The sequence below is a fragment of the Pseudomonas sp. Irchel 3H3 genome (assembly GCF_900187635.1).
Classification (GTDB): Bacteria; Pseudomonadota; Gammaproteobacteria; order Pseudomonadales; family Pseudomonadaceae; genus Aquipseudomonas.
The window spans coordinates 1-26,616 of the sequence record NZ_FYEC01000023.1 but is presented as its reverse complement, the minus strand read 5'-3'; the positions used below and the strand labels follow the sequence as shown (position 1 = coordinate 26,616).

The following is a 26,616-nucleotide window of genomic DNA, read 5'->3' as shown; positions in this document are numbered from 1 at the left end:
TATTTTTATTAGACGCTTGGAAAACCGGTACAGCGCACGCAGGCTTGCAACCCTAGAAGTCGAAGAACACTGTTTCCGCCTCACCTTGGACACGAATGTCAAAGCGGTAGGCCAGCTTGCCGTCAACGGTGCAACGCTTGGCGATCAAGCTTTCCCGACGTTGCGGCTGCTCGATCAGGTTAAGTACCGGATCGAGGGAATTGGCCTCGACCTCATCGTCGAAGTACAGGCGGGTCTGCAGGTGAATGTTGATGCCACGGGCAAACAACGCCACATTGATATGCGCCGCCATGGGCACACCGGCTGCGTTGCGAACGACGCCCGGCTTGATCGTATGCAACCGCCACTCGCCGACATCCGTGGTGGCGGTCCGGCCAAAACTATTGAAGGGGTTTTCAAGGTTGTACTCGACCTCGTACACACCCTCGTGGTTGGCCTGCCAAAACTCCAGGAACGAGTCACGGATCAGGTGGCCATTGCCGTCATAGACATTGCCCAGCAGCAGAATATGCTCGCCCGGGGCTCCGGGTTTGGCCATCTCGTTCCAGATTTCCTGCTCGCGGGGTGGATTGCCAGCCGCCTCCAGCGCCAGGCCGATATGCACGTAAGGGCCAGCCGTTTGCGAAGGGGTTTCAGGTAAAAGTTGAACGGGCATGCGCGAGCCTCCTCAGCAGTTTTCGAAATGGGTCTGGCGTTGACCGCGCAAAACGATATCAAAGCGATAAGCCAGGCAGTCCATCGGATTGGCCATGCTCATGTCGAGCTTGGCGATCAAGCTCTGCACCGCATCCGGATTGGCGATCGACTTGACGATCGGGCACATGGGGATCAGCGGGTCGCCTTCAAAATACAGCTGAGTGATCAAGCGGGTCGCAATGGACGGGCCACTGATCGAGAAGTGAATATGCGCAGGCCGCCAGTCATTGGGTCCGTTGCGCCATGGGTACGGGCCAGGTTTGACCGTGCGGAAACTGTAGTTGCCGTCGCGGTCGGTCAAGGCCCGGCCAACGCCACCAAAATTGGGGTCGATGGCTGCCAGATAGCTGTCTTTCTTGTGCCGGTAGCGACCACCGGCATTGGCTTGCCACATCTCGACCAGGGTATGGGGGATCGGCTTGCCGTATTGGTCACAGACCCGCCCGGCGACGATGATGCGCTCGCCGACGGGAAGCCCACCGTGGTTGAAGTTGAGCAGCAGATCGTTATCGTGCTGGCCCATCTTCAGGTGGGAAAAGTCCGGCCCGGTGGTTTCCGAGAGAGACTGAGGAATGCTGACCAGGGCCTGCCGGGGGGAACGCAAGATCGAGGTTTTGTAATCCGGGGTCAGGGCCTTGGGATGCCAATTGCGGTCACGAATGACGAAGCGGGCATTGTCCGCATCAGACATATCAGTCTCCTTGATTGTTATGGGTAACGGCTGATAGGCAACAGCCTGTCGCCCAGTCTCTCCTGGCAAGAGCTGATCCAAAACTGAAAAAACAGCCGCTATCCATATCCAAATGGTTATGGATAGCGTCCCTCGCGATACTCCTCCCCCACTTCGCGCAGTACCTCCACGCACCATTGGGTCGCCAGGGGCATGTGCAGCGCGGGGTTGCTGCACATGCCAACCGAGCCGCCCGGTTCACGAATGCCCAAATCCAATTCGACCAATGCACCGCGGCTCAGGTCTTGCCTGACGGCATCCAACGGCGCGACCCAGACCGCCTCACTGCACTCCACGTAACGCCGACTCAGGGTCAGCGACAAGGTTTCAAGACGCCGGCGCGGCGGGCTGATGTCGTGCTGCACAAACAGGCTGTCGGCGAACTTGCGGATCGTCGTCCCGGCCAATGGCAGTACCAGCGGATAGTCTTCAAGACTTTGGTGACCGTGGGGATCGCTCAGCAGCGGATGGCCGCTACGCACCACCAGGGTCATGGATTCGCTGTACAGGTGCTCGAATGCCAGGCCAAGAATCTGTGGGCTATCGGTCATCCGCCCGACCACCAGATCCAACTCACCGACGCGCAGTTGCGACAGCAGGTACGCGCTGGGTCCGGTCACCACGCTCACGACCAAGGCCGGATGGCGGGCGTGCAAGCGGCAGATGACTTCCGGTACCAGCAGGCTTTCCACTGTGGACAGCACCCCGAGCCTTGCGGTGATCGGCGCATGTTCACCAGAACGCAGGTTATTGACCCCTTCGCGCAGGGCTTGCACGCTCGGTCCGGCATAGCGCAGAAAAGCCACCCCAGCGTCGGTCAGCGCGGCGCCACTCTTGCTGCGTGTGAACAAGCGGGTGGCCAGCAAGGTTTCCAGTTCCTTGAGGGTTTTGGAAAGCGCTGGCTGGCTGATTGCCAATTTATCCGAGGCACGGGCCAGGCTTCCCTGGCGCGCTACTTCGAGAAAACACAGCAAATGACGAAATTTTATCCGGGTATCGATATTCACCGCAGTTGGCTGCCTTGCAGGTCTGGCATCCGCTAACGCGGGATGCGAAATTGTTTCGGTGACTGCCCGGTTCCGCGTTTGAAGAAGCGCGAGAAGTAGGCAGGCTCGGAAAAGCCCAGGCTGTCCGACACCTGATTGACGGTCATCGCCGTATACACCAGATTGCGCTTGGCTTCGAGCAGCAGTCGCTGGTTGATCATCGCCAATGCCGATTGCCCACACAAGCGCCGACACAGGGCATTGAGGTGAGCAGCGCTGATCCCCAGCGCCGTCGCATAGTGCTCGATGGGCAGGTGCTCGCGAAAGCGTAACTCCAAGGCTCGGGTAAACCCCTGCAGATGCTCTCGACCACGCTCACGGAGTTTGGTGTCGGGCGGTGAAAGCGCCAGGCTGCGACGACTGAGCCAGACAACCAGCAACGTGATCAACGAGTGCAACATAGGATCGCGGCCAGGTTGGTCCTGGCTATATTCCCGACTGATCGCGGCGAACAGCGTGTCCAGGTAAGCAGACTCAGGACCTGGCAAATAACAGCCCGGGGTATTCAGCGCCGTGCTGTCCAGCGCAGCGCCGAGCTGCTCGACCAAGGGCACGGCCAGAGTAATGACATGGCCCTGGATATCCTCGGAAAACCTGAAGGCGTGCACACTCAATGCGGGTACCACCTGTAACGCCGGGCCTTGAACTTGCGTGCTCAGGTCTTCGACTTCCAGTACCGCCTGTCCCGCCTGCACATACAACAGCTGGACCAGATCGCTGTGCCAGTGCGGTTTTATTTCCCAACTGTGCAGCTGACTGCGCTCTGGAATGGACTCGCAATGCAGCAGATCGGGAGTCGGCCAGACCGTGGTCTCACCATAGAGTTTGAACACTGGAACAGACATGGCAGAAGATTTCACGTTTCCCCCCAATGGCGACGATCCACGAAAAGTCCATGGATCTTGCCGGATAGTGCCTTCTTATCGGTACTTTAGTCATCAAAAATACAGGAGACAAAAATAACAGCGTTCTGTAAGGCGTAACGCCTTCAGCCGCACAGACAGGACTACAACAATGAAAACTCAAGTCGCCATCATCGGCGCCGGCCCCTCCGGCTTGCTGCTCGGTCAATTGCTGCATCGCGCCGGCATCGACAACGTCATCATCGAACGCAAGAACCCGCCGTACATCCTTTCGCGTATCCGTGCGGGTGTGCTGGAGCAAGGCATGGTCGATCTGTTGCGCGAGGCTGGCGTCAGTGAACGCATGGATGCCAATGGCCTGGTACACGACGGTTTCGAACTGGCCTTCGATGGACGTTGTGAACACATTGACCTCAAACAGCTGACCGGCGGCAAGACCGTGATGATCTACGGTCAGACCGAAGTCACCCGTGACTTGATGGAGGCCCGCGTTGGCGCCGGTGCCACGACCGTCTACGACGCCGAGAACGTGCAACCTCACGGCATGAAGAGTGACAGCCCTTACGTCACCTTTGAGCGTAACGGCGAGATCGTCCGCCTGGACTGCGATTACATTGCCGGTTGCGACGGTTTCCATGGCGTCTCGCGACAGTCAATACCGGCAGACACCCTGAAGGTGTTCGAGCGCGTCTATCCCTTTGGCTGGCTCGGTATCCTCGCCGACACCCCACCCGTCCACGAGGAGCTGGTCTACGCCAACCATGAGCGCGGCTTCGCCCTGTGCAGCATGCGCTCGAAAACTCGCACCCGTTATTACGTGCAAGTGGGAACCGAGGAAAAACTCGAGGACTGGCCCGATGAGCGCTTCTGGGGCGAACTCAAACTGCGCCTGCCCGCGCACCTCGCCGACCAGTTGGTGACCGGCCCCTCCATTGAAAAAAGTATCGCGCCGCTGCGCAGTTTCGTCGTCGAACCCATGCAATATGGCCGCCTGTTCCTGCTCGGTGATGCGGCTCACATCGTCCCGCCGACCGGTGCCAAGGGCCTGAATCTCGCCGCCAGCGATGTCAGCACGCTGTATCGAATTTTGCTCAAGGTCTATGGCGAGGGTCGCACCGATCTGCTGGAGAAATACTCGCAGATCTGCCTGCGCCGAGTGTGGAAAGCCGAGCGTTTTTCCTGGTGGATGACCTCGCTGCTACACCGGTTCCCAGACACCGACGCCTTTGGCCTGCGCATGCAGCAAACCGAGCTCGACTACTTCGTTAGTTCGCCCGCCGGGCGCCAGAGCATTGCCGAGAATTACGTCGGCCTGCCCTACGAAGCCATAGAGTAATGGGCAAGTCGTGACCTGAGCCCGGTGCTCAGGTCAATGTGCAGGAAACACCACACCGACCTGCTCGATGATCGACCCGTTGAATCCAGTTAAATAAACGCCAACCTTGCTCGCGCCCCACGCACCGCAGCCATGTGCTGCTCGGCCTGGGGCAGCAGGTAGCTGAAAAAGAACCCGGCGGTTTCCAGTTTGACGGCGCGCAGCGGATCGTCTTCAGGCAATTGCCGCGAGACCCGAGCCGCCCGTGCCCAGGCCTGCGCTAGCAAGGTCAGGCCGCATAGCTGAAGAAAACTCCCTGCAGCTCGATAGGGGTACTCGACATCTTCGAGTGATCGCTCACGCACCTCGCCAACCAGCACGTGAAGCGCACTACACAGGTTCGCCAGTTGTGCAGCAAAGTCGGCGCACTGTGGCATTTCGGCGCCCAGCCTGGACTCCTCGCGCAATTGCGCCAACAACAGGTCGAAAGCCTGGCCCTGGTCGCCCAGTACCTTGCGTAGCAGCAGGTCGTTGGCCTGAATCTCGTTGCTACCTTCGTAGATCATGGCGATACGGCTGTCGCGCAGGGTTTGCTCGATGGCAAATTCGGTGACGTAACCGTAACCGCCAAACACCTGCAAGGCGTTGCTGGCCTGGCGAAAACCCTGTTCGGTGAAAAACGCCTTAATGATCGGCGTTAGCAGTTGCGCCAGTTGCCCGGCTTGTTGCCGAGCCAGCAGCTGCGGGTCATGTTCGGCCTGGTCCAACAGGTGTGCGACCCAATAGCCAATAGCGCGCATGCCTTCGCTGGTGGCGCGTAACTCGAGCAGGACGCGGCGCATTGCCGGATGGTAGTGGATCGGGTCGGCTGCCTGCGCCACGACCCCGGCCGGTCTTGACGGTGCACGCATCTGCTGGCGTTGACTGGCGTAGCTACGGCAGTTCTGCCAGGCCGCTTCACAGTGCCCCAGGCCTTGCAGGCCTACGTGAAGACGTGCTGAGTTCATCATCACGAACATCGCCTTCAAGCCACGATTGACCTCGCCAATCAACCAGCCCTGGGCCGCCTCGAACACCAGGGAACAGGTGGCACTGCCCCTGATCCCCATCTTGTGCTCGATACCGTCGCAGGCCACGCCGTTGGCCTGCCCTTGATTCAATAACTTCGGCACCAGGAACAGCGAAACCCCTTGGCTGCCGGTTGGCGCTCCCGGCACGCGAGCCAGCACCAGATGCAGGATGTTGTTGGTGAGGTCGTGCTCGCCGCCCGAGATAAACAGCTTGCTGCCACTGAGCCGATAACTGCCGTCGTCCTGAGGTTCGGCGCGACAGCGTAGCAGGCCGACATCACTGCCAGCCTGGGGCTCAGTCAGGCACATGGTGGCCAAGGTTTCGCCACTGATTATCCCGGGAAGATAGCGTTCCTGCAGCCAAGCGGCTGCGTGGGTCTTCAAACACAGGTAGGCGCCGTGGGCGATGCCGGTGTACATGGCCCACGCGTGGTTACTGGCGTAAAGCATCTCTTGCAGTGCCGCGTCGAGCACTTGCGGCAAGCCTTGTCCGCCCAGGGCCTCGGCACAGGCCAGGGCCGGCCAACCGCCTTCGACATAGGCCCGATACGCGTCGGCAAAGCCATCCGCAGTGGTGACCCGCCCCTCGACCAAACGGCAACCCTGACGATCACCAATGCCGTTTAACGGCGCCAGGATGCCACTGCTGAAACGCCCTGCCTCCTCCAGTACCTGCAGGGCCAGCGGCAAATCCAGCGCCTCGAATACCGAACTCCGACGCCACGCTTCGGGCGCCTGCAGCCAGTGCTCAAGAACAAATTGCATATCGCGCAAGGGCGCCTGATAGCTCCACATGTGAAACCTCATAGGGTAGTGAACAGGTGACATCCGTCGCTACGGGCGGGCTACTGATGCCTCAGGCGCGCCAGGTCGGGTTCTCGATCAGCAGGGCCATGCCCTGCCCGCCGCCGACACAGGCCGCGGCTATCCCATAGCGCAGGTTGTGTTCGCGCAGTTGCCGGGACAGGGTCAATACCAGGCGCAGGCCACTGGCAGCCAACGGGTGACCGAGGGCCAGCGAGCCCCCCTGGACGTTGAGACGGCAGCGGTCCAGCTGCAACTCCTGAGCCACGGCGAGGACCTGGGCGGCTTGGGCTTCGTTGATTTCAAACCTGTCGATCTGATCCAGGCTCAAGCCGCTGCGCTGCACCAACAGACGAATCGCCGGTGCAGGTCCGATCCCCATGAACTCCGGCGCCACTCCCACCACCGCGCTGGCCCGCAGCAAGGCTAACGGTGTGCCGCGGCTAGCCGAAGCAGGTCCGACCAGCGCCGCTGCCGCACCATCGGCTACCGCACAGCTGTTTCCGGCGGTTTGTACGCCGCCCTCGTGCACGGCGCGCAGCCGGGCCAGGGCGGCGAGATTTGCGGGTCGTGGGTGGCTGTCTTTACTCACTGAGTCGACGCCCCGAGGCAAGCGAATACTGCGAGATTGATAGCCTTCAAGCTCAAAGATCTGTGGAGCCACAGCAACAATCTCCGGCGCCAGCCACCCTGCCTGCTGCGCTGCAAACGCCTGCTGATGACTGGCACAGGCATAGACGTCCACGGCTTCGCGACTCAGCCCATAGCGCCGTGCCAGCTTGTCGGCAGTGGCGATCATGTCCACCCCGGGCGCTGGGTCGTACAACGCTTCCCAGAGAAAGTCCTTGAACTGTACCTCGGCGCCAAGGCGGAAACCGCCACGATGGGTATAGGCGGCAATCGGATTGCGTGACATCGACTCAGTGGCCACGCACAGCGCCAGTTGCACACCGTCATCCAGTTGCCTGGCGGCCTGGCGCAGCAATTCGAATCCGGTGGCACAGATGCGCTGCACGCCCAGTGCCGGAACCGATTGCGCCACGCCGCTATACAGACCGATATGCCGTGGCAGCAGGTAGGCATCGAAACTGGCCTGGGCCATGGAGCCCGCCAGCACGCTGTCTACCGCCAGTGGATCGACGCCCGCACGAGCCAGTACTTCGCGCCCGACCTTGATGCCCAGGTCGATCGGCGAAACTTCGGCCAGTGCACCACCGAGGTCCACCCACGGCGTGCGCACTGCATCGAAAATAGCTGCATCGGCAAAGGCCGAGTACTGCCCGCCGGTGTTCAGCACTTCGCTCACGATTTCGCCCCGGCCCGCAGGATGGTCGGATCGAGCCCGCGATACAGGGCCTCGACCTGCTCCGCGCGCCACTGCAACACCGCACGCTGATTGATCGAGCCCTTGTCGGTGATTTCCCCACGATCAATGGAGGCCGGCTCGTCGAGCAAGGCAATCCATTCCAGGCGACTGGCATTGCCGCCGGCTTCGCGATTGAGCCGCTGCAACCAATCGGCGAACCACTCGCGTACCGGCGCGCTTGCCAACACCTGGGCGTCGCTGGCACTGGCCGCCAGCCCCGCCAGGCGTCGGCATTCGTACAATCTCGGGAACACCAGCGCGCCGAGGCATTGACGATCCGGCGCGGTCACTACCAGGTCCTGGACATAGGGCGAACCCTCCAGTACTGCACGATTGCGCAGCGGGCCGACACTGACGAACACCCCTGAAGACAGCTTGAAGTCCTCGGCGATGCGCCCATCGAACATCAGCCCCAGTTGCGGGTCATGCGCGTTGGCCAGCTTGAGCGCATCCCCGGAGCAGTAAAAGCCTTGTTCGTCGAACACCTCTGCGGTCTGCTGCGGTGACCGCCAGTAACCGGGCATGATGTGCGGCCCACGGAAGCGCCCTTCCAGCTTGCCGTCCTTGGGTACCAACCGAACCTCGCAACCCGGCGCCGGCAAGCCGATATAACCGGCCATGGACAATGGCCCGGTGGTAAAGGTGCAGGAAGGCGCGGCCTCGGTCATGCCGAGCCCGGCCATCATCCGGATGCGTTCGCCACAGTGTTGTTCGGCGACCCGGTCCAGGCGATCCCAGACGCTTTGCGACAGCCCGGCAGCGGCGAAGAAAAATAGGCTGACGCGCTTGAAAAAACACTCCCGGAGCTCCGCGTCCTGTTCCAGGGCCGAGACCAGTTCTTCCCAACCCTTGGGCACGGTCAGGTAGGCAGTGGGAGATACCTCCTTGAGGTTGCGCAGGGTCTGGGCAAAGCCCTGAGCAGTAGGTTTGCCGTCGTCCAGGTAAAAACTGCCGCCGTTGTAGAGCACGATGCCCAGGTTATGGCTGCCGCCGAACGTGTGGTTCCACGGCAGCCAATCCACTAGCACCGGAGGCTCTTGACCGAACACTGGAAAAGTCTGCAACAACATCTGTTGGTTGGCGCAGAGCATGCGCTGGGTGGTGATTACGGCCTTGGGCAGCCTGGTCGAGCCGGAAGTGAAAAGAAACTTGGCGATGCTGTCCGGGCCGGTGGCGGCAAAAGCGGCTTCAGCCTCGGCGCCGCCCGGTTGCTCAAGCAGGCTGGCAAAGCTCACCTGGCGGCGGCCCGCGACCTGGCCACGAACGCTGATCAGTGGCGTATCGGCCGGCAGCACGGCATCGATGGCGCGCTGGTACGCTGGGGCGTCACTGACGAACACCAGGCCTGGTTGCAGCAGGTCGCACACGTGGCGCAGCTTGGAGAAGTCCTGGGACAGCAGCGAATAGGCTGGCGACACCGGGCAGTAGGGAATGCCCGCATACATGGCACCGAAGGCGACTTGCAAATGCTCGATGTCATTACCCGAAAGCAGCACCAGGGGTTTGTCAGCCGAAAGGCCATAGCCCAGCAGGCATTGGGCGATAGCCCGGACACTGGCGAGCATTTGCGCGTAACTCACCCGACGCCATTCACCGCCGTCCTGGCGGGCGGCGATAAAGGTCTGCTCGGGACGCACCTGGGCCCAATGCACCAGACGGTCGAGCAACCGCCTGGGCATCTCGGCCAACGGTTCGAGGGAGCGCATGTGCAATACGCCCTGCTGCTCGGTAACCTCGACCGCCGCGCAACCGATGGACACGTGGCGATAGCGCGGTGCGCTGGCTTGGGCATGGGCTTGCAAACTGAATTCGGAACTCACCTGTTTCTTCTCCGTCGAGGCACGCTAAACCCAAGCCACACAGGCGACTCAGCGATAGCGTGGCAGCCGTTGGCTGCAGCCTTGTTATTGTTATTTCGGCCTTGCACACGGGCATTTGACTTGCGGGGGAAGCCAATGCCCGCCTGTTCAGATCGGGTAGTGCCGCGGTCCATTCTGCAAGGTGACCCAACGCAACTGGGTGAAGTGCTCGATGGATGCCTTGCCACCGAAACTTCCGTAGCCGCTGGACTTGACCCCGCCAAAGGGCATCTGCGCCTCGTCGTGCACGGTCGGGCCGTTGATATGACAGATGCCCGACTCGACCCGTTGGGCCAAGGCCAGGGCACGCCCGCTATCGCGGCTGAAAATCGCCGCCGACAAACCAAACTCGGAGTCGTTGGCCAAGTGCAGAAGTGCTTCATCCCCCTCACCGCGCAGCAACACGGCCACCGGCCCGAACGACTCCTCGCGGTACAGGCGCATGCTTGCGTTGACGCCGTCGAGCAGGGTCGGCTGCAAGATGCTGCCGTCCAGTTGCCCGCCGACCAACAGCCGCGCGCCCTTGGCCAGGGCATCGTCGATCAAGCCCTTGATGCGCGTTCCGGCGCTTGCGTCCACCAGCGAACCGAGCACCGACTCCGCAGCCGCAGGGTCTCCCGCGCGCAGGGTGGCGACCTTGGCCGCCAACTTGTCGACAAAGGCATCGGCAACCTTGGCATCGACGATCAGACGCTCGGTGGACATGCAGATCTGCCCCTGGTTGAAATAAGCGCCAAAGGCGGCCGCCTCTACCGCGGCGTCCAGGTCGGCATCGTCGAGCACCAGCAACGGTGCCTTGCCGCCCAGTTCCAGCAACGCCGGCTTGAGGTGGCGCGCGGCGAGTTCACCGACGATACGTCCGACATGGGTCGATCCGGTGAAATTGACCCGGCGTACCGCCGGGTTGGCGATCAGCCGCTCGACAATCGCCGCGGCATCCTCAGGTGCGTTGCTGATCACATTGACCACGCCATCGCCCAGGCCGGCGTCTTGCAATACCTGACCGATCAGGCGATGCACCGCAGGACTGAGCTCGGAGGCCTTGAGCACCACGGTGTTGCCGCACGCCAATGGCATGGCGATCGCGCGGGTGGCGAGAATCACCGGGGCGTTCCAGGGAGCGATACCCAAGACGACGCCGCAGGGTTGGCGCAGGGCCATGGCGAAACTGCCAGGCACATCCGAGGGGATGACTTCGCCATTGATCTGCGTGGTCATCGACGCCGCTTCACGCAGCATGTTGGCCGCCAGCCGCACGTTGAACGCGTACCAGTTGGCCATGGCGCCGGTTTCGCCGGCCGCCTCGATGAACTCGGCACTGCGTGCCTGCAATTGCTCGGCCGCCTTGAGCAAACGGCTCCGGCGTTCATTGGGGGCCAGGGCAGCCCAGGCGGGAAACGCCTTCTGCGCAGCGGCCACCGCGGCGTCGGCATCTTCCAGGGTAGCGGCGGCGACCCGCGACACCAACTCGCCAGTCACCGGGTTACGGCGTTCGAAGGTTCGACCGTCGCGGGCGGGGCACGACTGGCCGCCAATCAGCAGGGGCACGTCCAGCATGGTGATTCCTCTTTATAGTCTTTGTCGGGAATACATAGGAACGAGGTAACCGCAGCTCCCGGCGCAACCGCCTGTAGCAGGATGCGCCCGGCTGCCTGGCGCGGCACCTCAGCGTTTGTACGCTTGCAGGCCCGGCTTGATGCTCTTGTCGTCGAGGAATTGTTTCATGCCCTGTTCACGGCCGCCTTCGGTGTCCAGCAGGCGTGACTGATCGAGCTTGGCGTACAGGTAATCCTCGTTCTGCTCCCACGTCAGTTCGCGGCAACGTTTGAAACCATGCTTGGCCGCACGCAGCACCACCGGGTTTTTCTCCAGCAGGTTACGCGCCAGCGCCACAGTGACTTCCCGCAGTTGTGCCAGGGGTACGCTTTCATTGACCAGACCCATCTCGGCGGCCTTCTGCCCGCCAAAGGTCTTGCCGGTCATGATGTAGTACAGCGACTGGCGATGGCCCACGGTGTCGGCCATGGCCTTGCTGACCAGGTTGCCCGGCGGGATACCCCAGTTGATCTCCGAAAGGCCGAAGGTCGCTTCGTCGGCACAGATCGCCAGGTCGCAGGCCACCAAGGGGCTGAAGCCGCCGCCGAAGCACCAGCCGTTGACCATGGCAATGGTCGGCTTGGCGTACATGCGCAACAGCTTCCATTGCCATTGCGAGGCTTCGCGGCGGATTTTTTCCTGGAGGATCTCCGGGCCAGCGTCCACTTCGCGAAAGTATTCCTTGAGATCCATCCCCGCAGTCCAGGCTTCGCCCGCACCGGTCAGTACCAGCACACCGGCGTCCGGATCCTGCTCCAGGGTCTCCAGAACATCGATCATCTCGCGGTTCAGGGTCGGGCTCATGGCGTTGCGTTTTTCCGGGCGGTTGAGGATGACCCACGCGATACCTTCCTCGATTTCCACTTTGACCGTTGTCCAGCGACCTTCGTAATTGCTCATGACGATGCTCTCTTGTTCTTGGTTTGAAGATGACTGGAAATTAAATCAGCCAATTAGTTATGTCAATTAACTATTAATAGAATTAACCAATTTCCTCACACTGGAAGATTCCATCCCCCAAACGCCAGGCAACATTGGTCATAGCAATCACCGGTCAACGCCGGCAAAATAGATAGTCTTGTTAACCTCCAACCTTCAGGACTCACCTGCAATGGCCAAGCCCTCCCCCCTCGCCGAGTCGATCGAGGCAGCGTCGACCAACGTCGAGATGCAGGCACCACTCGATTCGGCGTTGAACGACCTGATCGGCTACGCCATGCGCCGCGCACAACTCAAACTGTTCCAGAACCTGATTGGCCGCCTCTCGGCCCACGATCTGCGACCCGCCCAGTTCTCGGCCCTGGCGATCATCAATCAGAACCCCGGCCTGATGCAGGCCGACCTGGCCCGGGCACTGACTATCGAGCCGCCCCAGGTGGTACCTCTGCTCAATAAACTGGAAAGCCGTGCGCTGGCGGTTCGCGTGCGTTGCAAGCCGGACAAGCGTTCCTATGGGATCTTCCTGAGCAAGACCGGCGAGACCCTGCTCAAGGAACTCAACCAGATCGCCGCGCAAAGCGACCTGGATGCCACCGCGGCACTGGACGATCAGGAACGCGAAGAGCTGCTGCGACTGCTGAAGAAGATTTATCAGGAGTGACGCACGCCCCCAACGGGCGTGTCGGTGAGAAGCCTGCAGTCCCCGGGGTTACCAGATCGGCAAGGTGTAGGTCACCAGGAAGCGGGTCTGGTTTTCATCGCGAAATGCTGCGCCGGCCGGGAAATCGTTGCGATAAATCGCCTTGCGCGCCACCAGTCCAACGTTTTTCAGCGGCCCGCTCTGCACCACATAGCCCAGCTCCATCTGGAACTCGCGCTCCTTGCGATCTTCGGCGTTGAAGGCTGCCAGCTCGATATTGTCACCGCGCAAATAACGCAACCGCCCCCTTAGCCCGGGCACTCCGGACGCTGCGAAATCATAGTCATAGATGGCCTGCCACGTGCGCTCCCTGGCGTTGAGAAAGTCCGAAGCCATGGTCAGCTCACTCATCCCCATCAACTCTGTCCCGGAGATGTAGGGCGTCGCCGAGTCGCCACTGGAATGCATGTAGCCGAGGCCCAGGCGATGCCCGCCATAGCGGTAGCTGAACAGCCCCGAGACGTTGCGGTTGTCCACTTCACCAGCCTTGGCACTGCCATCTTCGCGACTGAAAAAACTGCGCAGGTCGCTGGTCAATGTCCCACCGCCCAGCGGCAGGTCATGCAGCAAGGCAAAGGTATCCTGTTGGTACAGGTCGGCCACCTCGGCGTGGTAGGCACGCAGGCTCAGCGTCTTGCTGACCTGATAATCGCCCCCCAGATAGGCCATGTGCGAGGTCGTGGCAGTCGCGTTGAAGCGCCGGTTGGGCGAAGCGATGGTCATCGCCTCATAGTTGGTGGAATTGCGCTTGTCGATGCGATCGATGTACCCGGTGTTCAGCGTCAGGTCATCGATGTCCCTGGAGCTCAGGATGGTGCCGCGAAAGGTTTGTGGCAGCAGTCGCGAGGGGCTGGCAAACGCAAACGGCAGGAAGATCGACACGTCCCCGGACTTCACCGTGGTCTGGGCAAAACGCAGCTTGGCGGTCGGGGCCAGGCGCGAGTACTCATCCGCCGCCCGATTGTCGCTGGCCGACACCGGCAACAACTCGGTGCCGCTGCGATCCGGCGCGGAGTCGAGCTTGACCCCCAGCAGCCCGCGGACGTCCAGTCCAAAACCCAGCGGCCCCTGGGTAAACCCCGACTCCATGTTCATGATGAAACCCTGGGCCCACTCCTGGGCAGCGGTCTTGGCCCCATCGTCCTTGTACTGGCGGTCCAGGTAGTAATTACGCAGGGTCAAGGTGCCATGGCTGTCTTCGATAAAGCCCGCGGCGCGAAGCTGGGTGGGCAGAACGCTCAAGCCGAGCAGCGCCAGGACCCACCCGCGACCGATACCGGGTACACAGGTGGCTGACGCCGTCGCAACGTCGTACGTGGGGAGATTGGGCATGTTCGATTTCCATTTTTTATTATTGTTTGTGCTGCCAGGAGAGCGCAGCACAGCCGGCTTCGCGGACAGAGAATGGAAATTGCCCATGACTCCTGTCAATGGTAACTGACCGATAATCGAACATTAATATTGTTATCTATTTTTAATCAGGCCTTGTGATCCGCGCTTTACCAATTGATTTATATTACTTTTATCCTGTTTTTATAGATTTTTATGGAGAAGTTCATTTTTTAGTTATCTTTGTTATCTTATTAATCAGCAGTCATCTTCAGCGTACCCCGTGCGATGGGACGGCTCGACTCCACAACAAAAACAACAATGAGGTTCCCCCCATGGACAGCCCATCGCGTCGTTCGACGCTGACAATCGCTTTGTGCTTTATCGTTGCGTTGATCGAGGGTTTCGATCTGCAGGCCGCCGGCACTGCTGCCGCCGGGCTGCGCCAGAGTTTTGCCCTGGACCCGAAAATGATGGGTTGGGTGTTCAGTGCCGGGATCATCGGCCTGCTGCCTGGGGCGTTTTTTGGCGGCTGGGTCGCCGATCGCATCGGCCGCAAGAAAATCCTCGTCGGTGCAGTGCTGCTGTTCGGCCTGTTTTCCCTTTGCACTGCCTATGTCGAGAGCTACTCCAGCCTGTTGCTGGTGCGCTTCATGACCGGGTTGGGCCTGGGTGCCGCCCTGCCCAACCTGATAGCCCTGTGCGCCGAGGCCGTAAGCGAACGCAACCGCGGCACCGCCATCAGTGTCATGTACTGCGGCGTGCCCCTGGGCGGTGCGCTCGCGGCAGTGGTGGCGATGTTTTCCAGTGAACACTGGCAAACCACCTTTATCATCGGTGGCCTGGTGCCCTTGCTGGTTGTACCGCTGATGGCCCTGCTGCTGCCCGAGTCCACTGCCTTCCGCCAGCAACGTTCAGCAACTGGCAGCCCACGGCCGTCCACCGCACAGGCGCTGTTCGGCGAAGGCCGGACACGCAACACCCTGGCCTTGTGGCTGAGCTATTTCTTCACCTTGACCGTGATGTACATGCTGCTCAACTGGCTCCCTTCATTGCTGCTGGAACAGGGCTTCAGCAAACCCCAGGCGGGCATGATCCAGATGCTGTTCAACATCGGTGGCGCCCTCGGCTCGCTGCTCGGTGGCCTGCTTCTGGACCGTTGCAACGGCCTCAAGGTCGTGCTGTTCGTGTATGCCGGGTTGCTGGCGGCGCTGGCCGGGGTCGGCCTGTCTAGCGGAATCGTGCCAATGTCGATCGCCGGGTTTGCCGCCGGGCTTTTCGTCATGGCTGCGCAACTGGTGCTCTACGCCCTGGCGCCACCGTCCTACCCGACCGCAGTGCGCGCCACCGGCGTCGGTGCGGCCGTGGCCATCGGTCGCCTGGGCTCAGTGGCAGGCCCCTTGGCCGCCGGGCAGATCCTTGCCGCCGGTGCCGGCACTACTGGCGTGCTGCTGGCGACTTCACCCGGGCTGGTGATCGCCGCCTTGTCGATCATCACCGTGATTGCCCGCTCCAGTTCGACTACTGAAGCACCGCTGAATACCGCCAACTGAGCATCACTGCGAAGTTTTCAACCTTGCAGCAAAATCCAATCGAGTAAGAGGTGGCTTCACCACCGCCGTCCTCTCCCAGTGCCAGCGTGCACTGGGACTGGGCGCGTGCAGTTACAAAGTCCCGAATCGCAAAGCATGTCCCAGGCTCTACCCCATCAGCCCATTACACTCCTCTATTGGATCCTTTGCGATGAAATCCACGAAACGTTCGATAATCGAACACTTTAAAAAACTATAAGTATTTGTTTTTTAAGGGATTTTACAAGCATGTATTAAAAACAGAGCAAACCCCTCTAACAGCCACTTTTCAATGGATCCATAAAACGATTGACTGGCGCCACACGGTGTCAGGTAAACGCCTGCCCGCTCATAAAAATAACAAGGGTGTCGTGATGAGTGACTTCTCAATCGGGCTCAAGTCTTGGCTTGTACCCACCTTCGTGTGCCTTTCTCGTTTTACCTGTACGCAGCCTCGTCTCAAGGGGCAGCAGCTATGACTGTCGCGCTGAAGAACGTGGTAGATGAACGGCCGATGGCGTCGTTCCAGTGGTTGGCCGTGGGTATCTGTATTGTCCTGAACATGATCGATGGGTTCGACGTGCTGGTGATGGCCTTCACGGCCTCCTCGGTCTCTGCCGAATGGGGTCTGAACGGCGCGCAGATCGGGCTGTTGTTAAGTGCCGGGTTGTTTGGCATGGCGGCCGGCTCTCTGTTTATTGCACCGTGGGCGGATCGCTTTGGTCGTCGACCATTGATTCTGTTTTGTCTGCTGCTCTCGGGGGTCGGCATGCTGTTGTCGGCGCTGAGCCAGACGCCCGTGCAACTGGCGCTACTGCGTGGGCTGACCGGCCTGGGAATCGGCGGGATCCTGGCCAGCAGCAACGTGATTGCCAGTGAATACGCCAACAAACGCTGGCGTGGGTTAGCGGTGAGCCTGCAATCCACCGGTTATGCCCTGGGTGCGACCTTCGGTGGCCTGCTTTCAGTATGGCTGTTGACGCACTTTGGCTGGCGCTCGGTATTCATCTTCGGTGGTGCCGTAACCCTGGCGGTGATTCCGCTGGTGCTGATGTATTTGCCCGAATCGCTGGACTTTCTGCTCGCCCGCCGCCCCGACAACGCCTTGGCACGTATCAATCGCCTGGCCGCCCGCCTCGGTCAGCCACCACTGCGCGAGCTGCCCGCCGCCCTCTCGGCGCCGACTTCAGGCCACGGGCGCTTGGCGCAGTTGCTCTCACCAGCGTCACGGCGCACGACCCTGCTGATCTGGCTGCTGTTCTTCCTGGTGATGTTCGGCTTCTATTTCGTGATGAGCTGGACACCCAAGCTGCTGGTATCGGCAGGGCTTTCGGCACAGCAAGGGATCAGCGGCGGCGTGTTGCTGAGCGTCGGCGGTATTTTCGGCGCAGCCCTGATTGGTGCCCTGGCCTCGCGCTGGCGCCTGACCCGTGTGCTGTCGCTGTTCATGCTGGCTACGGCAGGTTTGCTGGTGCTGTTCGTTGACTCGGCCTCATCAGTATCCATGGCCCTCGGACTGGGTCTGTTGATCGGGCTGTTTGCCAATGGCTGCGTGGCGGGCTTGTACGCGCTGTCACCGATTGTCTATGACGCTTCGGTACGAGCAACTGGCGTCGGCTGGGGCATCGGTATCGGGCGGATCGGCGCGATTCTGTCGCCGACCGTGGCCGGCCTGTTGCTCGATAGCGGCTGGCAGCCACTGCATCTGTATGGGGTGTTTGCTGTGGTTTTCGTCATCGCCGCTGCCGTGCTGCTACTACTGCGACCTGAAGCCAAACAGCAACCTGACGCCCAATTCAGCCAGGCTTGAGCCTATGCCAAGAGTAGCGAGGGGCCGCCCTCGCTACTGACTACATCCTCCAGGAATACAATAATAATGACTCGCTCCCCCCTCCCTCCCCGGGCCTTGCTCGGCGGTGCAATCCTGATCGCCCTCCTACCTTCAGCGCATGCTGAGGACGGTGGCTTTTTCGAGGATTCCAAGACCAGCCTGGTGCTGCGAAATTACTACTTCAATCGTGATTTCAACGACCCGGGCGCCAGCAAGAGCAAGATAGAAGAATGGGCCCAAGGCGCTATCCTCAAGTTCAATTCTGGCTATACCCCTGGCGTGCTCGGTTTTGGCCTTGACGGTATCGCGATGCTTGGCCTCAAGCTCGACAGCGGCCCACAACGCAGCGGTTCGGAACTGCTTCCGGTGCACGACGACGGACGTTCCGCCGACGATTACGGGCGCATTGGCGTGGCCGCCAAAATGCGCCTATCCGCCACAGAACTGATGCTCGGCGAGCTCATGCCGGACATCCCGCTGCTGCGCTACGATGACGGCCGCCTGCTGCCACAGACCTTTCAGGGCACCATGCTGGTGTCCCGAGAGTTGCCGGGACTGAACCTGCAAGCAGGTCAATACACCGACGTGAGCTTGCGCAATTCCTCGAACATGCAAGACCTCTCGGCGTGGGCAGCCCCCACCGTGATGTCGGACGGTTTCAACTACATGGGCGCCGAATACCGCTTCAACCAACAACAAACCCTGGTCGGCGCCTGGCACTCGCAACTCGAAGACATCTATCAGCAAAGCTATCTGAACCTGCTGCATAAACAGCAGTTCGCTGACTGGACCCTCGGCGCGAACCTGGGCTATTTCATCGACAAGGAAGACGGCAGCGCACGGATCGGCAATGTGCAAAGCCACACCGCCTACGGGTTGTTCTCAGCCAAACTTGGCGGCCACACCCTGTACCTGGGCCTGCAGAAGGTCAGCGGCGACACCGCCTGGATGTCGGTATATGGCAGTAGCGGGCGAACCCTGGGCAATGACATGTTCAACGGTAATTTCAGCAATGCCGACGAACGCTCCTGGCAGGCTCGATATGACTACGATTTCGCTGCCGCCGGGATCCCCGGCCTGTTGCTGATGACCCGCTACGGTCACGGCGAAAACGCCACCACCAAGGCCGGCACCGATGGCAAGGAATGGGAGCGCGACACTGAAGTCAGCTACACCCTGCAGAGCGGTCCACTGAAAAGCCTTAGCGTGCGCGTCAACAACGCCACCAACCGTCGCAGCTTCAACAGTGACTTCGATCAGACCCGCATCATCATCAACTACCCGCTGTCACTCTGATCCTCCCTGCAGGGGCGCTCGCCCCTGCAGCTCTCCCCCTCCTTGCGTTACTATGGCGAACCCCCTCTCTGGAAGTCGCCTGCATGAGTAAACCCGGTCAAATGGTGCTAGTGGCACTGCGCAAAATGATTGCCTCGGGCGAGCTGGCGGCGGGCGAACGGCTGATGGAGATTCCGACGGCGGATCGCTTCGGCGTCTCGCGCATGCCGGTACGCATGGCCTTCCTGACCCTCGAACAGGAAGGCTTGCTGGTACGCCACGGCGGACGGGGCTATCAGGTGCGCTCGGTGAGTGCCGACGATATTGCCGGCGCCGTGGAAGTGCGTGGGGTGCTGGAGGGGCTGGCCGCCCGGCAAAGTGCCGAACGTGGCTTGAGCGAGCAAGCGCGGGCGGCACTGCATGAATGCCTGGTGCAAGGCGATGCACTGTTCGACAAAGGCTACGTGACAGAAGAAGACCTTGAGGCGTTTCATGACCTCAACATGCGCTTTCACCAGGTGATCGTCGAAAGCAGCGCCAACCCGGCTATCGCCGAAGCCCTGGCGCGCAATGACCATCGTCCCTTCGCTTCAGTGTCGGCGCTGGCTTTCGATCGCGAGGACATGGCACGCGAATACCGGCGCTTCAACTTCGCTCACATGCAACACCACTCGGTGGTCGACGCGCTGGTCAGTCGCCAGGGTGCTCGCGCCGAAGCCATCATGCGCGAACATGCCAATGCGACCCTGCGTTATGCCGAGGTGTTCGGTGCGAGCGGCACCAGTAGCGAAGGGATTAAAGTGATCGCGCGCGGCGAATGATCGTTTGGCTCAGAGGTCCAGCACCAGCAACGCCGATCTGGATCTCGAACAGCAGGGTGTGAACTGATCATTGGCAGCTTGCTCCTCTTCGGTGAGAAACAGGTCACGGTGCTCGGGCACCCCTTCCAGCACACGGGTCAGGCAGGTTCCACACACACCCTGCTCACAGGAAATCGCGATCTCGACACCGTGACTTTCCAGCACCTGGACCACCGTCTTGTCGGCCGGAATGTCGAACACCCGGCCGCTACTGCCAAGCTTCACCTGGAACGACCCATCGGCACTGGTATCCACCGGCGCTGCGGCGAAATATTCACGGTGTAACTGCGCTTCACTCCAGCCCTGGAGCCTGGCGCTGTCGAGCACATGCTGCATGAAGCCTGAAGGACCACAGACATACAGGTGCAAGTCCGGTGCCGGACCGGCGAGAACGTTGGCCGCATCCAAGCGCGAATCGGGGTCTTGATCAAAATGCAGGTGCACGCGGTCGGCAAAGGGTGACCCCTTGAGTCGCTCGACAAAAGCCGCACGGTCACCGGCGCGCGCGCAGTAATGCAGTTCGAAATCGGCACCGCTGTCGGCCAGTTGCTCGGCCATGCAGAGAATCGGGGTGATGCCGATACCGCCGGCGAACAACAGGCTGCGCCGCGCTTCAGCCACCAACGGGAATAGATTACGCGGCTCGCTGATGTACAGCCGATCGCCGCTGTTGACCTGCTCATGCATGCACTGGGAACCACCGCGCGAGGCTGCGTCCTTGAGTACGCTGATCTGGTAGCGATGGCGCTCTTGCGGGTGATTGCACAGTGAGTACTGACGGATCAGCCCGCCAGGCAAGTGCACATCGATGTGGGCGCCGGCAGTGAAGCCGGGCAGCTCCCCACCCTGGGCACAGGTCAGCTCGTAGCTACAAATATCCAGCGCTTCGTTGTTGCGGGATGTCACGACGACTTCAATCATGTCGCACCTTCAAGACCGGCCACCGCAGTGGCCGCGAAAAATGGGAATGGGAGTGGACCGCGGTATGTTGGAGGGCGCTCGTCGTCGCTATTTGACCGAGGTGATCAGCTCGACCGCCGGGGTCCGCTCTCGGGCGATGATGCGCTCCAGCACTCGCCTGGACTGCACGCCACCGGCATCGATATTGAGCTTGAGCAAGTTGCGCTCAGGGTTGGCCAGCAGGTTTTTCTGCTGTTGCTCGAGCATGTCGAGGTCTTCGCTGAAGATCTTGCCCTGGCCCTCACGGATGCTTGCGGTCAGCGCTTCGTCATGCGGATTGAAGTTGCGTGCCATACCCCAGAAGTACCAGATCGAGGTGTCGGTTTCCGGTGTAATGAAGTCGACCACGATGCTCGCGGCTTTGTGTTGCGGCTCGGCGTCGTAACCGCCCTTGCCGGCATGGGCCACCCCCACCTCGATCAATACGTGACTGGGCGGGCTGAAGCGGCAGATCTGCCAACGGTCCACCAGCACGTCGTCGGCCAGGTTGTTACCCCGCAGGGCCATGCGCCAGAACGGCGGCGCCATGATGTTTTGCATGTGCCGCGCGGTGACCACTTCGTCACCCTGAACGGTGGTGACCGGTGCTGCTTCATCGATTTCCTTCTGGCCAATGCTGGAAGCGTGCACGTAGGTTTCGTGGGTCAGGTCCATCAGGTTATCGATCATCAGGCGATAGTCGCAGCCGATATGGAACAGCCCACCACCATAGGCCCACTCATCGCTGACAGCCCATTCCAGATGGTGGATCAGCGCAGGGTCGGCCTTGTCCTGCTCCCCAGGCCAGACCCAGATAAAACCGTAACGCTCTTCAACGGCGTAGGTCTTGTTGCACGGAAAGCCCCGTACGCGCTGCCCCGGCATTTCGACGGTCTTGCCGTCACAGCCCATCACCAGGCCGTGGTAGCCGCAGACCAGGTTGCCGTTCTCGACATAGCCAAGCGATAAGGGAGCGCCGCGATGCGGGCAGAAATTTTCGACGGCGGCAACACGCCCTTCATGGCCGCGATAGAAAACGATTTTCTCACCGCATATTTGCCGCCCCAGGGGCTTCTCGGCGATCTCGTCGGGGGTACAGGCGACATACCAGGTGTTCTTCGGATACATGGGGATCTCCAGGCCAGGTTTATTCTTATGGATCCATTTGATCGATTTTGACCTGGGCAAGTCAAGAGATTTTACCTTATTAAGTATTTAATGGATCCATTAATGCGCTTGCAGTGTTTTAATCCTGTGCATGAACCCCATGCCTGGCGTGGTCGATGCGGTGATCTTCAGCTTGGGGGTCGATGGTTATTCCGTGGCACTCAGGACCGTTGACGACCTGCTGCGCCGTCAAGTGGGCAACCGCTAACCATGGGCTACTTCATTGGCAAGGAAGAGGGTGCCAGCTTGGCCGGCGACACGGACAACAAAACAGGGGAGCAGCACGTTACATGCTGGCTTGCAGAAGCCGCAGATACCGCCTGGGTGCGGGTTAACGGTGCCAGTGGCGGCACCTTGGTCAACGACCGCTTCAACTCTAGTTTCGATAACACGCAGGAACGCACTTGGCAGTGCTCGTCACGACTTCACGCTGCTTCAGGCCGATTACTACCTGAAGTGAAGGGCCGCTGCCGCCCCTTCGCTTCAGGCAGCCAGCCCCTCGGACAATCGCCTGCTCAGGCCTGCAACCCGAACGGGTCGTCCACGGAGTGGCTCGGCTGGGTAAACCAGCGCGGGCCAGTGGCGGTCATGTAGAAATGATCCTCCAGGCGAATGCCGAACTCGCCTGGCACACAAATCATCGGTTCATTGGAGAAGCACATGCCCTCGGCCAGCGGCGTCTGATCACCGCGCACCAGGTAGGGACCCTCGTGAATGTCCAGGCCGATGCCATGTCCGGTGCGGTGCGGCAGGCCGGGCAACTGGTAGTCCGGTCCGAGACCGGCGACTTCCAGGCTAAGCCGTGCGGCGGCATCCACCGCCTGGCAGGGTTCGCCCAGGCGTGCGGCGTCGAAGGCAGCCAGTTGGGCGGCCTTTTCCAGGTTCCACAGCGCGCGCTGGCGGTCGCTCGGGGTGCCGAACACGTAACTGCGAGTGATATCCGACTGGTAGCCGTGGAGCAGGCAGCCCGTGTCGATCAGCACCATGTCGCCGTCCTTGAGCACCTGCGCGTGCTTCACCCCATGGGGAAAGGCGCTGGCCTCGCCGAACAGCACGATGCAGAAGGTCGAACCCGGCGCGCCCACCTTGCGGTGCGCCTCGCGGATGAACTCGGCAACCTCGGTGGTGCTGATACCTGCGCGCAGGATGCTGGCGGCAGCCTTGTGCACTTGCAAGGTCATGTCTTTGGCGCGCTGCATCAGCGCCAATTCTGTAGCACTCTTGTGATAGCGACACTGGTTGATCACGCTAGAAGCATCTACAAACTCCAAGCGCGATTCGAGGCGGCGGATTGCCTCGAACATGCAGAACGCCAGGGACGGGCATAGGCCCACCACTGCGTCGTCGGCGATGCCCATTCCAGCGAGCATGTCGAGCAGCAGGCGGTAAGGACTCTCATGCTCCTGCCAACCATGGATAACCCCATCCACCTCGCGGAAGTCGCGGATGGTGCCCTCTTCAAAAGCCGGGGCGATATAGGCCAGCGGGCCGTTGGCGGGCAGCACGGCACCGACCATGCGTTCGCTCGGGTTCCACTTCACTCCGGTGAAGTAGTACAAGTTGCTGCCAGCGTTCAGATAGAGGGCAGCAATGCCCTGCTCAAGCATCAGGCTCTGGGCCTTGGCAATGCGTGACAGGTATTCGTCGAGGCCGATGGGCTGCATGCCCGCAGTCATCTTCGTCAGGCCGGCCAGCGCCTGTTCCGCAGTTTTGCCACCAACACCGACTGTCATCTCGTTCTCCTGAATTATGTGTAATACTCGAAATTTAAGCCTGACTTAAACTCCAGTCAACGCCTATTTTCAGTGCTACTTAATTTCAGTTAGGCGAAAAGCCTTCTCAGCGATGCGTCGCCCGCTATACTGGCGCCTTCCAGAATACGAGCCACGCCAATGACCGTAGAACAGATCGGGGAACGGTTGCGCCGCTACCGCCGTGCCGCCAACAAGACCCTGAACCAAGTCGCCACTGAAACAGGCCTCACCGCCAGCTTCCTGTCCCAAGCGGAGCGTAACCTCACTGGCGTGTCCATCTCCTCGCTGGCGAAAATCGCAAGTGCGTTGGGCATTCCGCTCAACTCCCTGTTCGAACAGCCTCCCCAGCCCCAGCCTGACTCCCACCAGGGCCAGCGCGTGCGGTACACGGTCGGCAGCCAGCCGCTGGTCTACGAGCGCCTGTCCAGCAGCTTTCCCGGCAACCTGATCAACGCGATGAAGATGACCATGGCGGTGGGCTACCAGTCCGAACTCATCTCCCACGAAGGCGCAGAGTTTACCTATGTGCTCTCCGGGCAGATCGTCTACACCATCGAAGGCCACACCTACCCGCTCGGCCCGGGGGGATCGGTGCATTTCGACTCCACCAAGCACCATTCCATCGCCAACTCTGGCGACGATGTTGCCGAAGTGCTGGTTGTCACCACCATGGGCGGCCTGCTCGACGACCACCCCGCGACCTGAGCGGTCGCGCCGAATAAGTAAGTGTCACTGAATTTAAGTTGTATTTAATTTTAGAATAACTTAAGTTTTGCCTCGGCCGCTGACGGCGCGAGTTTCCCTCTCCCCTTCAGCGTCACCGCCCAAGCCAGCACGTCGGCCTTTGGCTCCCTGTCGCACATGACGGGCAGCCTACAGCCCGTAAAGCCGCAGGGTCAGGTGCCCCTCCCCTGGAATGAACGACCTGATCTGCCGCCCTCAAAAATAACAACAATGAGGTTCGCATGCGCAAAACAACCACGCTCAAGACCATGATTGCCGCCGGCCTGATCCTCGGCTCCGGCTTCACCCACGCCGCCAGCAACCTGGTGTTCTGTTCCGAAGGTAGCCCTGCTGGCTTCGACCCAGGCCAATACACCACGGGGACCGACTTCGACGCCTCAGCCGAAACCGTCTTCAACCGTCTTTCGCAATTTGAACGTGGCGGGACCAAGGTCATCCCGGGGCTGGCAACCCGCTGGGACGTTTCTCCCGACGGCCTGACCTACACCTTCCACCTGCGTGATGGGGTCAAGTTCCACACCACCGACTACTTCAAGCCGACTCGCGACTTCAACGCCGACGACGTGCTGTTCACCTTCAACCGCATGCTCGACAAGGACATGCCGTTCCGCAAGGCCTACCCCACCGAGTTCCCCTACTTCACCGACATGGGGATGCACGAAAACATCACCCAGGTCGAAAAAGTCGACGACCATACCGTCAAGTTCACCCTCAAGGGTGTCGACGCAGCCTTCATCCAGAACATGGCCATGAGCTTCGCCTCGATCCAGTCGGCCGAATATGCCGACCAGTTGCTCAAGCAAGGCAAGGCCCAGGACATCAACCAGAAGCCGATCGGCACTGGCCCGTTCGTGTTCAGCAAGTACCAGAAGGACGCCCAGATTCGCTACAAGGGCAACAAGGATTACTGGAAGCCTGAAGACGTGAAGATCGACAATCTGATCTTCGCCATCACCACCGACGCCTCGGTGCGCATGCAAAAGCTGAAAAAGAACGAATGCCAGATCACCTCCTTCCCGCGCCCGGCCGATATCAAGCCGCTGCAGGAAGACAAGAACCTCAAGATGCCTAGCCAACCAGGCTTCAACCTTGGCTATATCGCCTACAACTTCACCCGCAAGCCGTTCGACCAGCTCCAAGTACGCCAGGCGCTAGACATGGCGGTAAACAAGCAAGCCATCATCGACGCCGTTTACCAGGGAGCCGGCCAGTTGGCCGTCAACGGCCTGCCACCGACCCAGTGGTCCTACGACGAGACCATCAAGGATGCCGACTACAACCCGCAAAAGGCCAAGGAGTTGCTCAAGGCTGCAGGCGTCAAAGAAGGCACGGCACTCAATCTCTGGGCCATGCCGGTGCAGCGCCCCTACAACCCCAACGCCAGGCTGATGGCCGAAATGCTCCAGGCCGACTGGGCCAAAATCGGCATCAAGGCCAACATCGTCAGCTACGAATGGGGCGAGTACATCAAGCGCGCCCACGCCGGCGAGCAGGACGTCATGTTGATTGGCTTCACTGGCGATAACGGTGACCCAGACAACTGGCTGGGCACCCTCTACACCTGCAACGCGGTCAACGGCAACAACTTCTCCAAGTGGTGCAATGATGGCTACGACAAGTTGGTAGGGGCCGCCAAGGCCACCGCCGATGTGGAGCAGCGCACCGCGCTGTACAAACAAGCGCAGCACCTCCTGAAAGCGCAGGTGCCGATGACCCCGGTCGCCCACTCCACGGTTTACCAGCCGATGCGCGCCAGTGTGCAGAACTTCCAGATCAGCCCTTTCGGGCTCAGCAGCTTCTACGGCGTCTACAACCAGCAGTGAGCAACAGGGGCCGGCCAAACGGCCCCCTTCGCCGTCCTCGAGCCGGCGCCAGACCGGCGAGGACGGTCTCACCTGCTACAACCAAAAATATCCAGCGCCACACCGGGACACGTCGAGCCCAAGCCTTTACCCATGCAGCCTGAACTGCTGAGAACGGCCAGCACGATGACCGGCATTACAAAAAAGATAAGGAGTGAGTCGCCCAAATGCTGAGTTTTATTGCCCGCCGACTGGGGTTGTTGATCCCCACCTTTTTCGGCATCACCCTGCTGACTTTCGCGTTGATTCGCATGATTCCTGGCGACCCTGTGGAAGTCATGATGGGCGAACGCCGGGTCG

General features: G+C 60.6%; 21 protein-coding genes and 1 pseudogene. 9 read left to right on the top strand and 13 right to left on the bottom strand.

Translation table 11 applies throughout. From position 1 onward, the window contains the following. Window positions 1-52: 52 nt before the first annotated feature. The 4 genes from pcaG to CKW24_RS21150 form a co-directional block, all read right to left on the bottom strand. On the bottom strand, window positions 53-655 hold the full coding sequence (pcaG, locus tag CKW24_RS21165) for a protocatechuate 3,4-dioxygenase subunit alpha (RefSeq protein WP_095170116.1): 603 nt from the start codon (window positions 653-655) through the stop codon (window positions 53-55). 12 nt (window positions 656-667) lie between these two features. Continuing rightward, on the bottom strand, window positions 668-1,387 hold the full coding sequence (pcaH, locus tag CKW24_RS21160; protein ID WP_095170115.1) for a protocatechuate 3,4-dioxygenase subunit beta: 720 nt from the start codon (window positions 1,385-1,387) through the stop codon (window positions 668-670). A gap of 116 nt (window positions 1,388-1,503) precedes the next feature. Then, entirely contained in the window at window positions 1,504-2,433 is a 930-nt protein-coding gene (pcaQ, locus tag CKW24_RS21155; RefSeq protein WP_095170114.1) for a pca operon transcription factor PcaQ, read from the bottom strand. A 32-nt stretch (window positions 2,434-2,465) separates the two neighbouring features. Further along, entirely contained in the window at window positions 2,466-3,317 is an 852-nt protein-coding gene (locus tag CKW24_RS21150) for a helix-turn-helix domain-containing protein (RefSeq protein WP_095170113.1), read from the bottom strand. 169 nt (window positions 3,318-3,486) lie between these two features. On the opposite strand from CKW24_RS21150, the gene pobA reads away from it, so the two are divergent. Beyond that, window positions 3,487-4,671: a 4-hydroxybenzoate 3-monooxygenase gene (pobA, locus tag CKW24_RS21145; protein ID WP_095170112.1), complete on the top strand. Its 1,185-nt coding sequence runs from the start codon at window positions 3,487-3,489 to the stop codon at window positions 4,669-4,671. An 89-nt stretch (window positions 4,672-4,760) separates the two neighbouring features. On the opposite strand, the gene CKW24_RS21140 is transcribed toward pobA, so the two are convergent. The 5 genes from CKW24_RS21140 to CKW24_RS21120 form a co-directional block, all read right to left on the bottom strand. Continuing rightward, window positions 4,761-6,515, bottom strand: coding sequence for an acyl-CoA dehydrogenase (locus CKW24_RS21140; RefSeq protein WP_095170111.1), 1,755 nt, complete (start codon window positions 6,513-6,515; stop codon window positions 4,761-4,763). A 61-nt stretch (window positions 6,516-6,576) separates the two neighbouring features. After that, window positions 6,577-7,818, bottom strand: a complete 1,242-nt coding sequence (locus CKW24_RS21135) for a thiolase family protein (protein ID WP_095170171.1) — start codon at window positions 7,816-7,818, stop codon at window positions 6,577-6,579. 8 nt (window positions 7,819-7,826) lie between these two features. Continuing rightward, window positions 7,827-9,710 carry a feruloyl-CoA synthase gene (locus tag CKW24_RS21130; RefSeq protein WP_095170110.1) on the bottom strand — a complete coding sequence of 628 codons (1,884 nt, stop codon included), beginning with the start codon at window positions 9,708-9,710 and terminating at the stop codon, window positions 7,827-7,829. 147 nt (window positions 9,711-9,857) lie between these two features. Further along, complete coding sequence (locus CKW24_RS21125) at window positions 9,858-11,306, bottom strand: aldehyde dehydrogenase (protein WP_095170109.1); 1,449 nt, start codon at window positions 11,304-11,306, stop codon at window positions 9,858-9,860. 108 nt (window positions 11,307-11,414) lie between these two features. Next, entirely contained in the window at window positions 11,415-12,245 is an 831-nt protein-coding gene (locus CKW24_RS21120; RefSeq protein WP_095170108.1) for a p-hydroxycinnamoyl CoA hydratase/lyase, read from the bottom strand. Window positions 12,246-12,456: 211 nt separating this feature from the next. Here CKW24_RS21120 and CKW24_RS21115 point away from each other — a divergent pair, with 211 nt between their 5' ends. Continuing rightward, window positions 12,457-12,945: a MarR family winged helix-turn-helix transcriptional regulator gene (locus CKW24_RS21115; protein WP_095170107.1), complete on the top strand. Its 489-nt coding sequence runs from the start codon at window positions 12,457-12,459 to the stop codon at window positions 12,943-12,945. Between the two features lie 48 nt (window positions 12,946-12,993). On the opposite strand, the gene CKW24_RS21110 is transcribed toward CKW24_RS21115, so the two are convergent. After that, window positions 12,994-14,316, bottom strand: a complete 1,323-nt coding sequence (locus CKW24_RS21110) for an OprD family porin (protein ID WP_095170106.1) — start codon at window positions 14,314-14,316, stop codon at window positions 12,994-12,996. A 332-nt stretch (window positions 14,317-14,648) separates the two neighbouring features. Between CKW24_RS21110 and mhpT the strand changes: the two genes are divergently transcribed. The 4 genes from mhpT (at window position 14,649) to CKW24_RS21090 (ending at window position 19,811) form a co-directional block, all read left to right on the top strand. Beyond that, window positions 14,649-15,866, top strand: a complete 1,218-nt coding sequence (gene mhpT / locus CKW24_RS21105; RefSeq protein ID WP_095170105.1) for a 3-(3-hydroxy-phenyl)propionate transporter MhpT — start codon at window positions 14,649-14,651, stop codon at window positions 15,864-15,866. 493 nt (window positions 15,867-16,359) lie between these two features. Next, window positions 16,360-17,694, top strand: coding sequence for an MFS transporter (locus CKW24_RS21100; RefSeq protein WP_095170104.1), 1,335 nt, complete (start codon window positions 16,360-16,362; stop codon window positions 17,692-17,694). Window positions 17,695-17,760: 66 nt separating this feature from the next. After that, window positions 17,761-19,011: an OprD family porin gene (locus CKW24_RS21095; protein ID WP_095170103.1), complete on the top strand. Its 1,251-nt coding sequence runs from the start codon at window positions 17,761-17,763 to the stop codon at window positions 19,009-19,011. 83 nt (window positions 19,012-19,094) lie between these two features. Then, on the top strand, window positions 19,095-19,811 hold the full coding sequence (locus CKW24_RS21090; RefSeq protein WP_095170102.1) for a GntR family transcriptional regulator: 717 nt from the start codon (window positions 19,095-19,097) through the stop codon (window positions 19,809-19,811). A gap of 9 nt (window positions 19,812-19,820) precedes the next feature. Here the strand turns inward: CKW24_RS21090 and CKW24_RS21085 are convergent, their stop codons facing one another. The 3 genes from CKW24_RS21085 to CKW24_RS21075 form a co-directional block, all read right to left on the bottom strand. Then, window positions 19,821-20,771: a PDR/VanB family oxidoreductase gene (locus tag CKW24_RS21085; protein WP_095170101.1), complete on the bottom strand. Its 951-nt coding sequence runs from the start codon at window positions 20,769-20,771 to the stop codon at window positions 19,821-19,823. An 87-nt stretch (window positions 20,772-20,858) separates the two neighbouring features. Beyond that, the gene (locus tag CKW24_RS21080) at window positions 20,859-21,917 is read right to left on the bottom strand and encodes an aromatic ring-hydroxylating dioxygenase subunit alpha (protein ID WP_095170100.1); all 1,059 of its coding nucleotides are present in this window, start codon (window positions 21,915-21,917) and stop codon (window positions 20,859-20,861) included. Between the two features lie 554 nt (window positions 21,918-22,471). After that, the gene (locus CKW24_RS21075; protein ID WP_095170099.1) at window positions 22,472-23,689 is read right to left on the bottom strand and encodes a Xaa-Pro peptidase family protein; all 1,218 of its coding nucleotides are present in this window, start codon (window positions 23,687-23,689) and stop codon (window positions 22,472-22,474) included. Between the two features lie 159 nt (window positions 23,690-23,848). Here CKW24_RS21075 and CKW24_RS21070 point away from each other — a divergent pair, with 159 nt between their 5' ends. From CKW24_RS21070 to CKW24_RS21060, 3 genes and pseudogenes are all read left to right on the top strand, one after another. After that, window positions 23,849-24,415 carry a helix-turn-helix domain-containing protein gene (locus tag CKW24_RS21070; RefSeq protein WP_095170098.1) on the top strand — a complete coding sequence of 189 codons (567 nt, stop codon included), beginning with the start codon at window positions 23,849-23,851 and terminating at the stop codon, window positions 24,413-24,415. Between the two features lie 260 nt (window positions 24,416-24,675). Beyond that, the gene (locus CKW24_RS21065) at window positions 24,676-26,277 is read left to right on the top strand and encodes an ABC transporter substrate-binding protein (RefSeq protein WP_095170097.1); all 1,602 of its coding nucleotides are present in this window, start codon (window positions 24,676-24,678) and stop codon (window positions 26,275-26,277) included. A gap of 206 nt (window positions 26,278-26,483) precedes the next feature. Then, window positions 26,484-26,616, top strand: a pseudogene (locus tag CKW24_RS21060) (peptide ABC transporter permease); the annotation flags it as partial.

Bases quoted from the DNA above. Each gene is read 5' to 3' on its own strand.
- CKW24_RS21065 (WP_095170097.1), top strand. From the start codon at position 24,676: ATGCGCAAAACAACCACGCTCAAGACCATGATTGCCGCCGGCCTGATC.
- CKW24_RS21110 (WP_095170106.1), bottom strand. From the start codon at position 14,316: ATGCCCAATCTCCCCACGTACGACGTTGCGACGGCGTCAGCCACCTGT.
- mhpT (WP_095170105.1), top strand. From the start codon at position 14,649: ATGGACAGCCCATCGCGTCGTTCGACGCTGACAATCGCTTTGTGCTTT.
- CKW24_RS21075 (WP_095170099.1), bottom strand. From the start codon at position 23,689: ATGACAGTCGGTGTTGGTGGCAAAACTGCGGAACAGGCGCTGGCCGGC.
- pcaH (WP_095170115.1), bottom strand. From the start codon at position 1,387: ATGTCTGATGCGGACAATGCCCGCTTCGTCATTCGTGACCGCAATTGG.
- CKW24_RS21090 (WP_095170102.1), top strand. From the start codon at position 19,095: ATGAGTAAACCCGGTCAAATGGTGCTAGTGGCACTGCGCAAAATGATT.
- CKW24_RS21120 (WP_095170108.1), bottom strand. From the start codon at position 12,245: ATGAGCAATTACGAAGGTCGCTGGACAACGGTCAAAGTGGAAATCGAG.
- pobA (WP_095170112.1), top strand. From the start codon at position 3,487: ATGAAAACTCAAGTCGCCATCATCGGCGCCGGCCCCTCCGGCTTGCTG.
- CKW24_RS21070 (WP_095170098.1), top strand. From the start codon at position 23,849: ATGACCGTAGAACAGATCGGGGAACGGTTGCGCCGCTACCGCCGTGCC.
- CKW24_RS21095 (WP_095170103.1), top strand. From the start codon at position 17,761: ATGACTCGCTCCCCCCTCCCTCCCCGGGCCTTGCTCGGCGGTGCAATC.
- CKW24_RS21125 (WP_095170109.1), bottom strand. From the start codon at position 11,306: ATGCTGGACGTGCCCCTGCTGATTGGCGGCCAGTCGTGCCCCGCCCGC.
- CKW24_RS21085 (WP_095170101.1), bottom strand. From the start codon at position 20,771: ATGATTGAAGTCGTCGTGACATCCCGCAACAACGAAGCGCTGGATATT.
- CKW24_RS21115 (WP_095170107.1), top strand. From the start codon at position 12,457: ATGGCCAAGCCCTCCCCCCTCGCCGAGTCGATCGAGGCAGCGTCGACC.
- CKW24_RS21080 (WP_095170100.1), bottom strand. From the start codon at position 21,917: ATGTATCCGAAGAACACCTGGTATGTCGCCTGTACCCCCGACGAGATC.
- CKW24_RS21150 (WP_095170113.1), bottom strand. From the start codon at position 3,317: ATGTCTGTTCCAGTGTTCAAACTCTATGGTGAGACCACGGTCTGGCCG.
- CKW24_RS21140 (WP_095170111.1), bottom strand. From the start codon at position 6,515: ATGTGGAGCTATCAGGCGCCCTTGCGCGATATGCAATTTGTTCTTGAG.
- pcaG (WP_095170116.1), bottom strand. From the start codon at position 655: ATGCCCGTTCAACTTTTACCTGAAACCCCTTCGCAAACGGCTGGCCCT.
- CKW24_RS21100 (WP_095170104.1), top strand. From the start codon at position 16,360: ATGACTGTCGCGCTGAAGAACGTGGTAGATGAACGGCCGATGGCGTCG.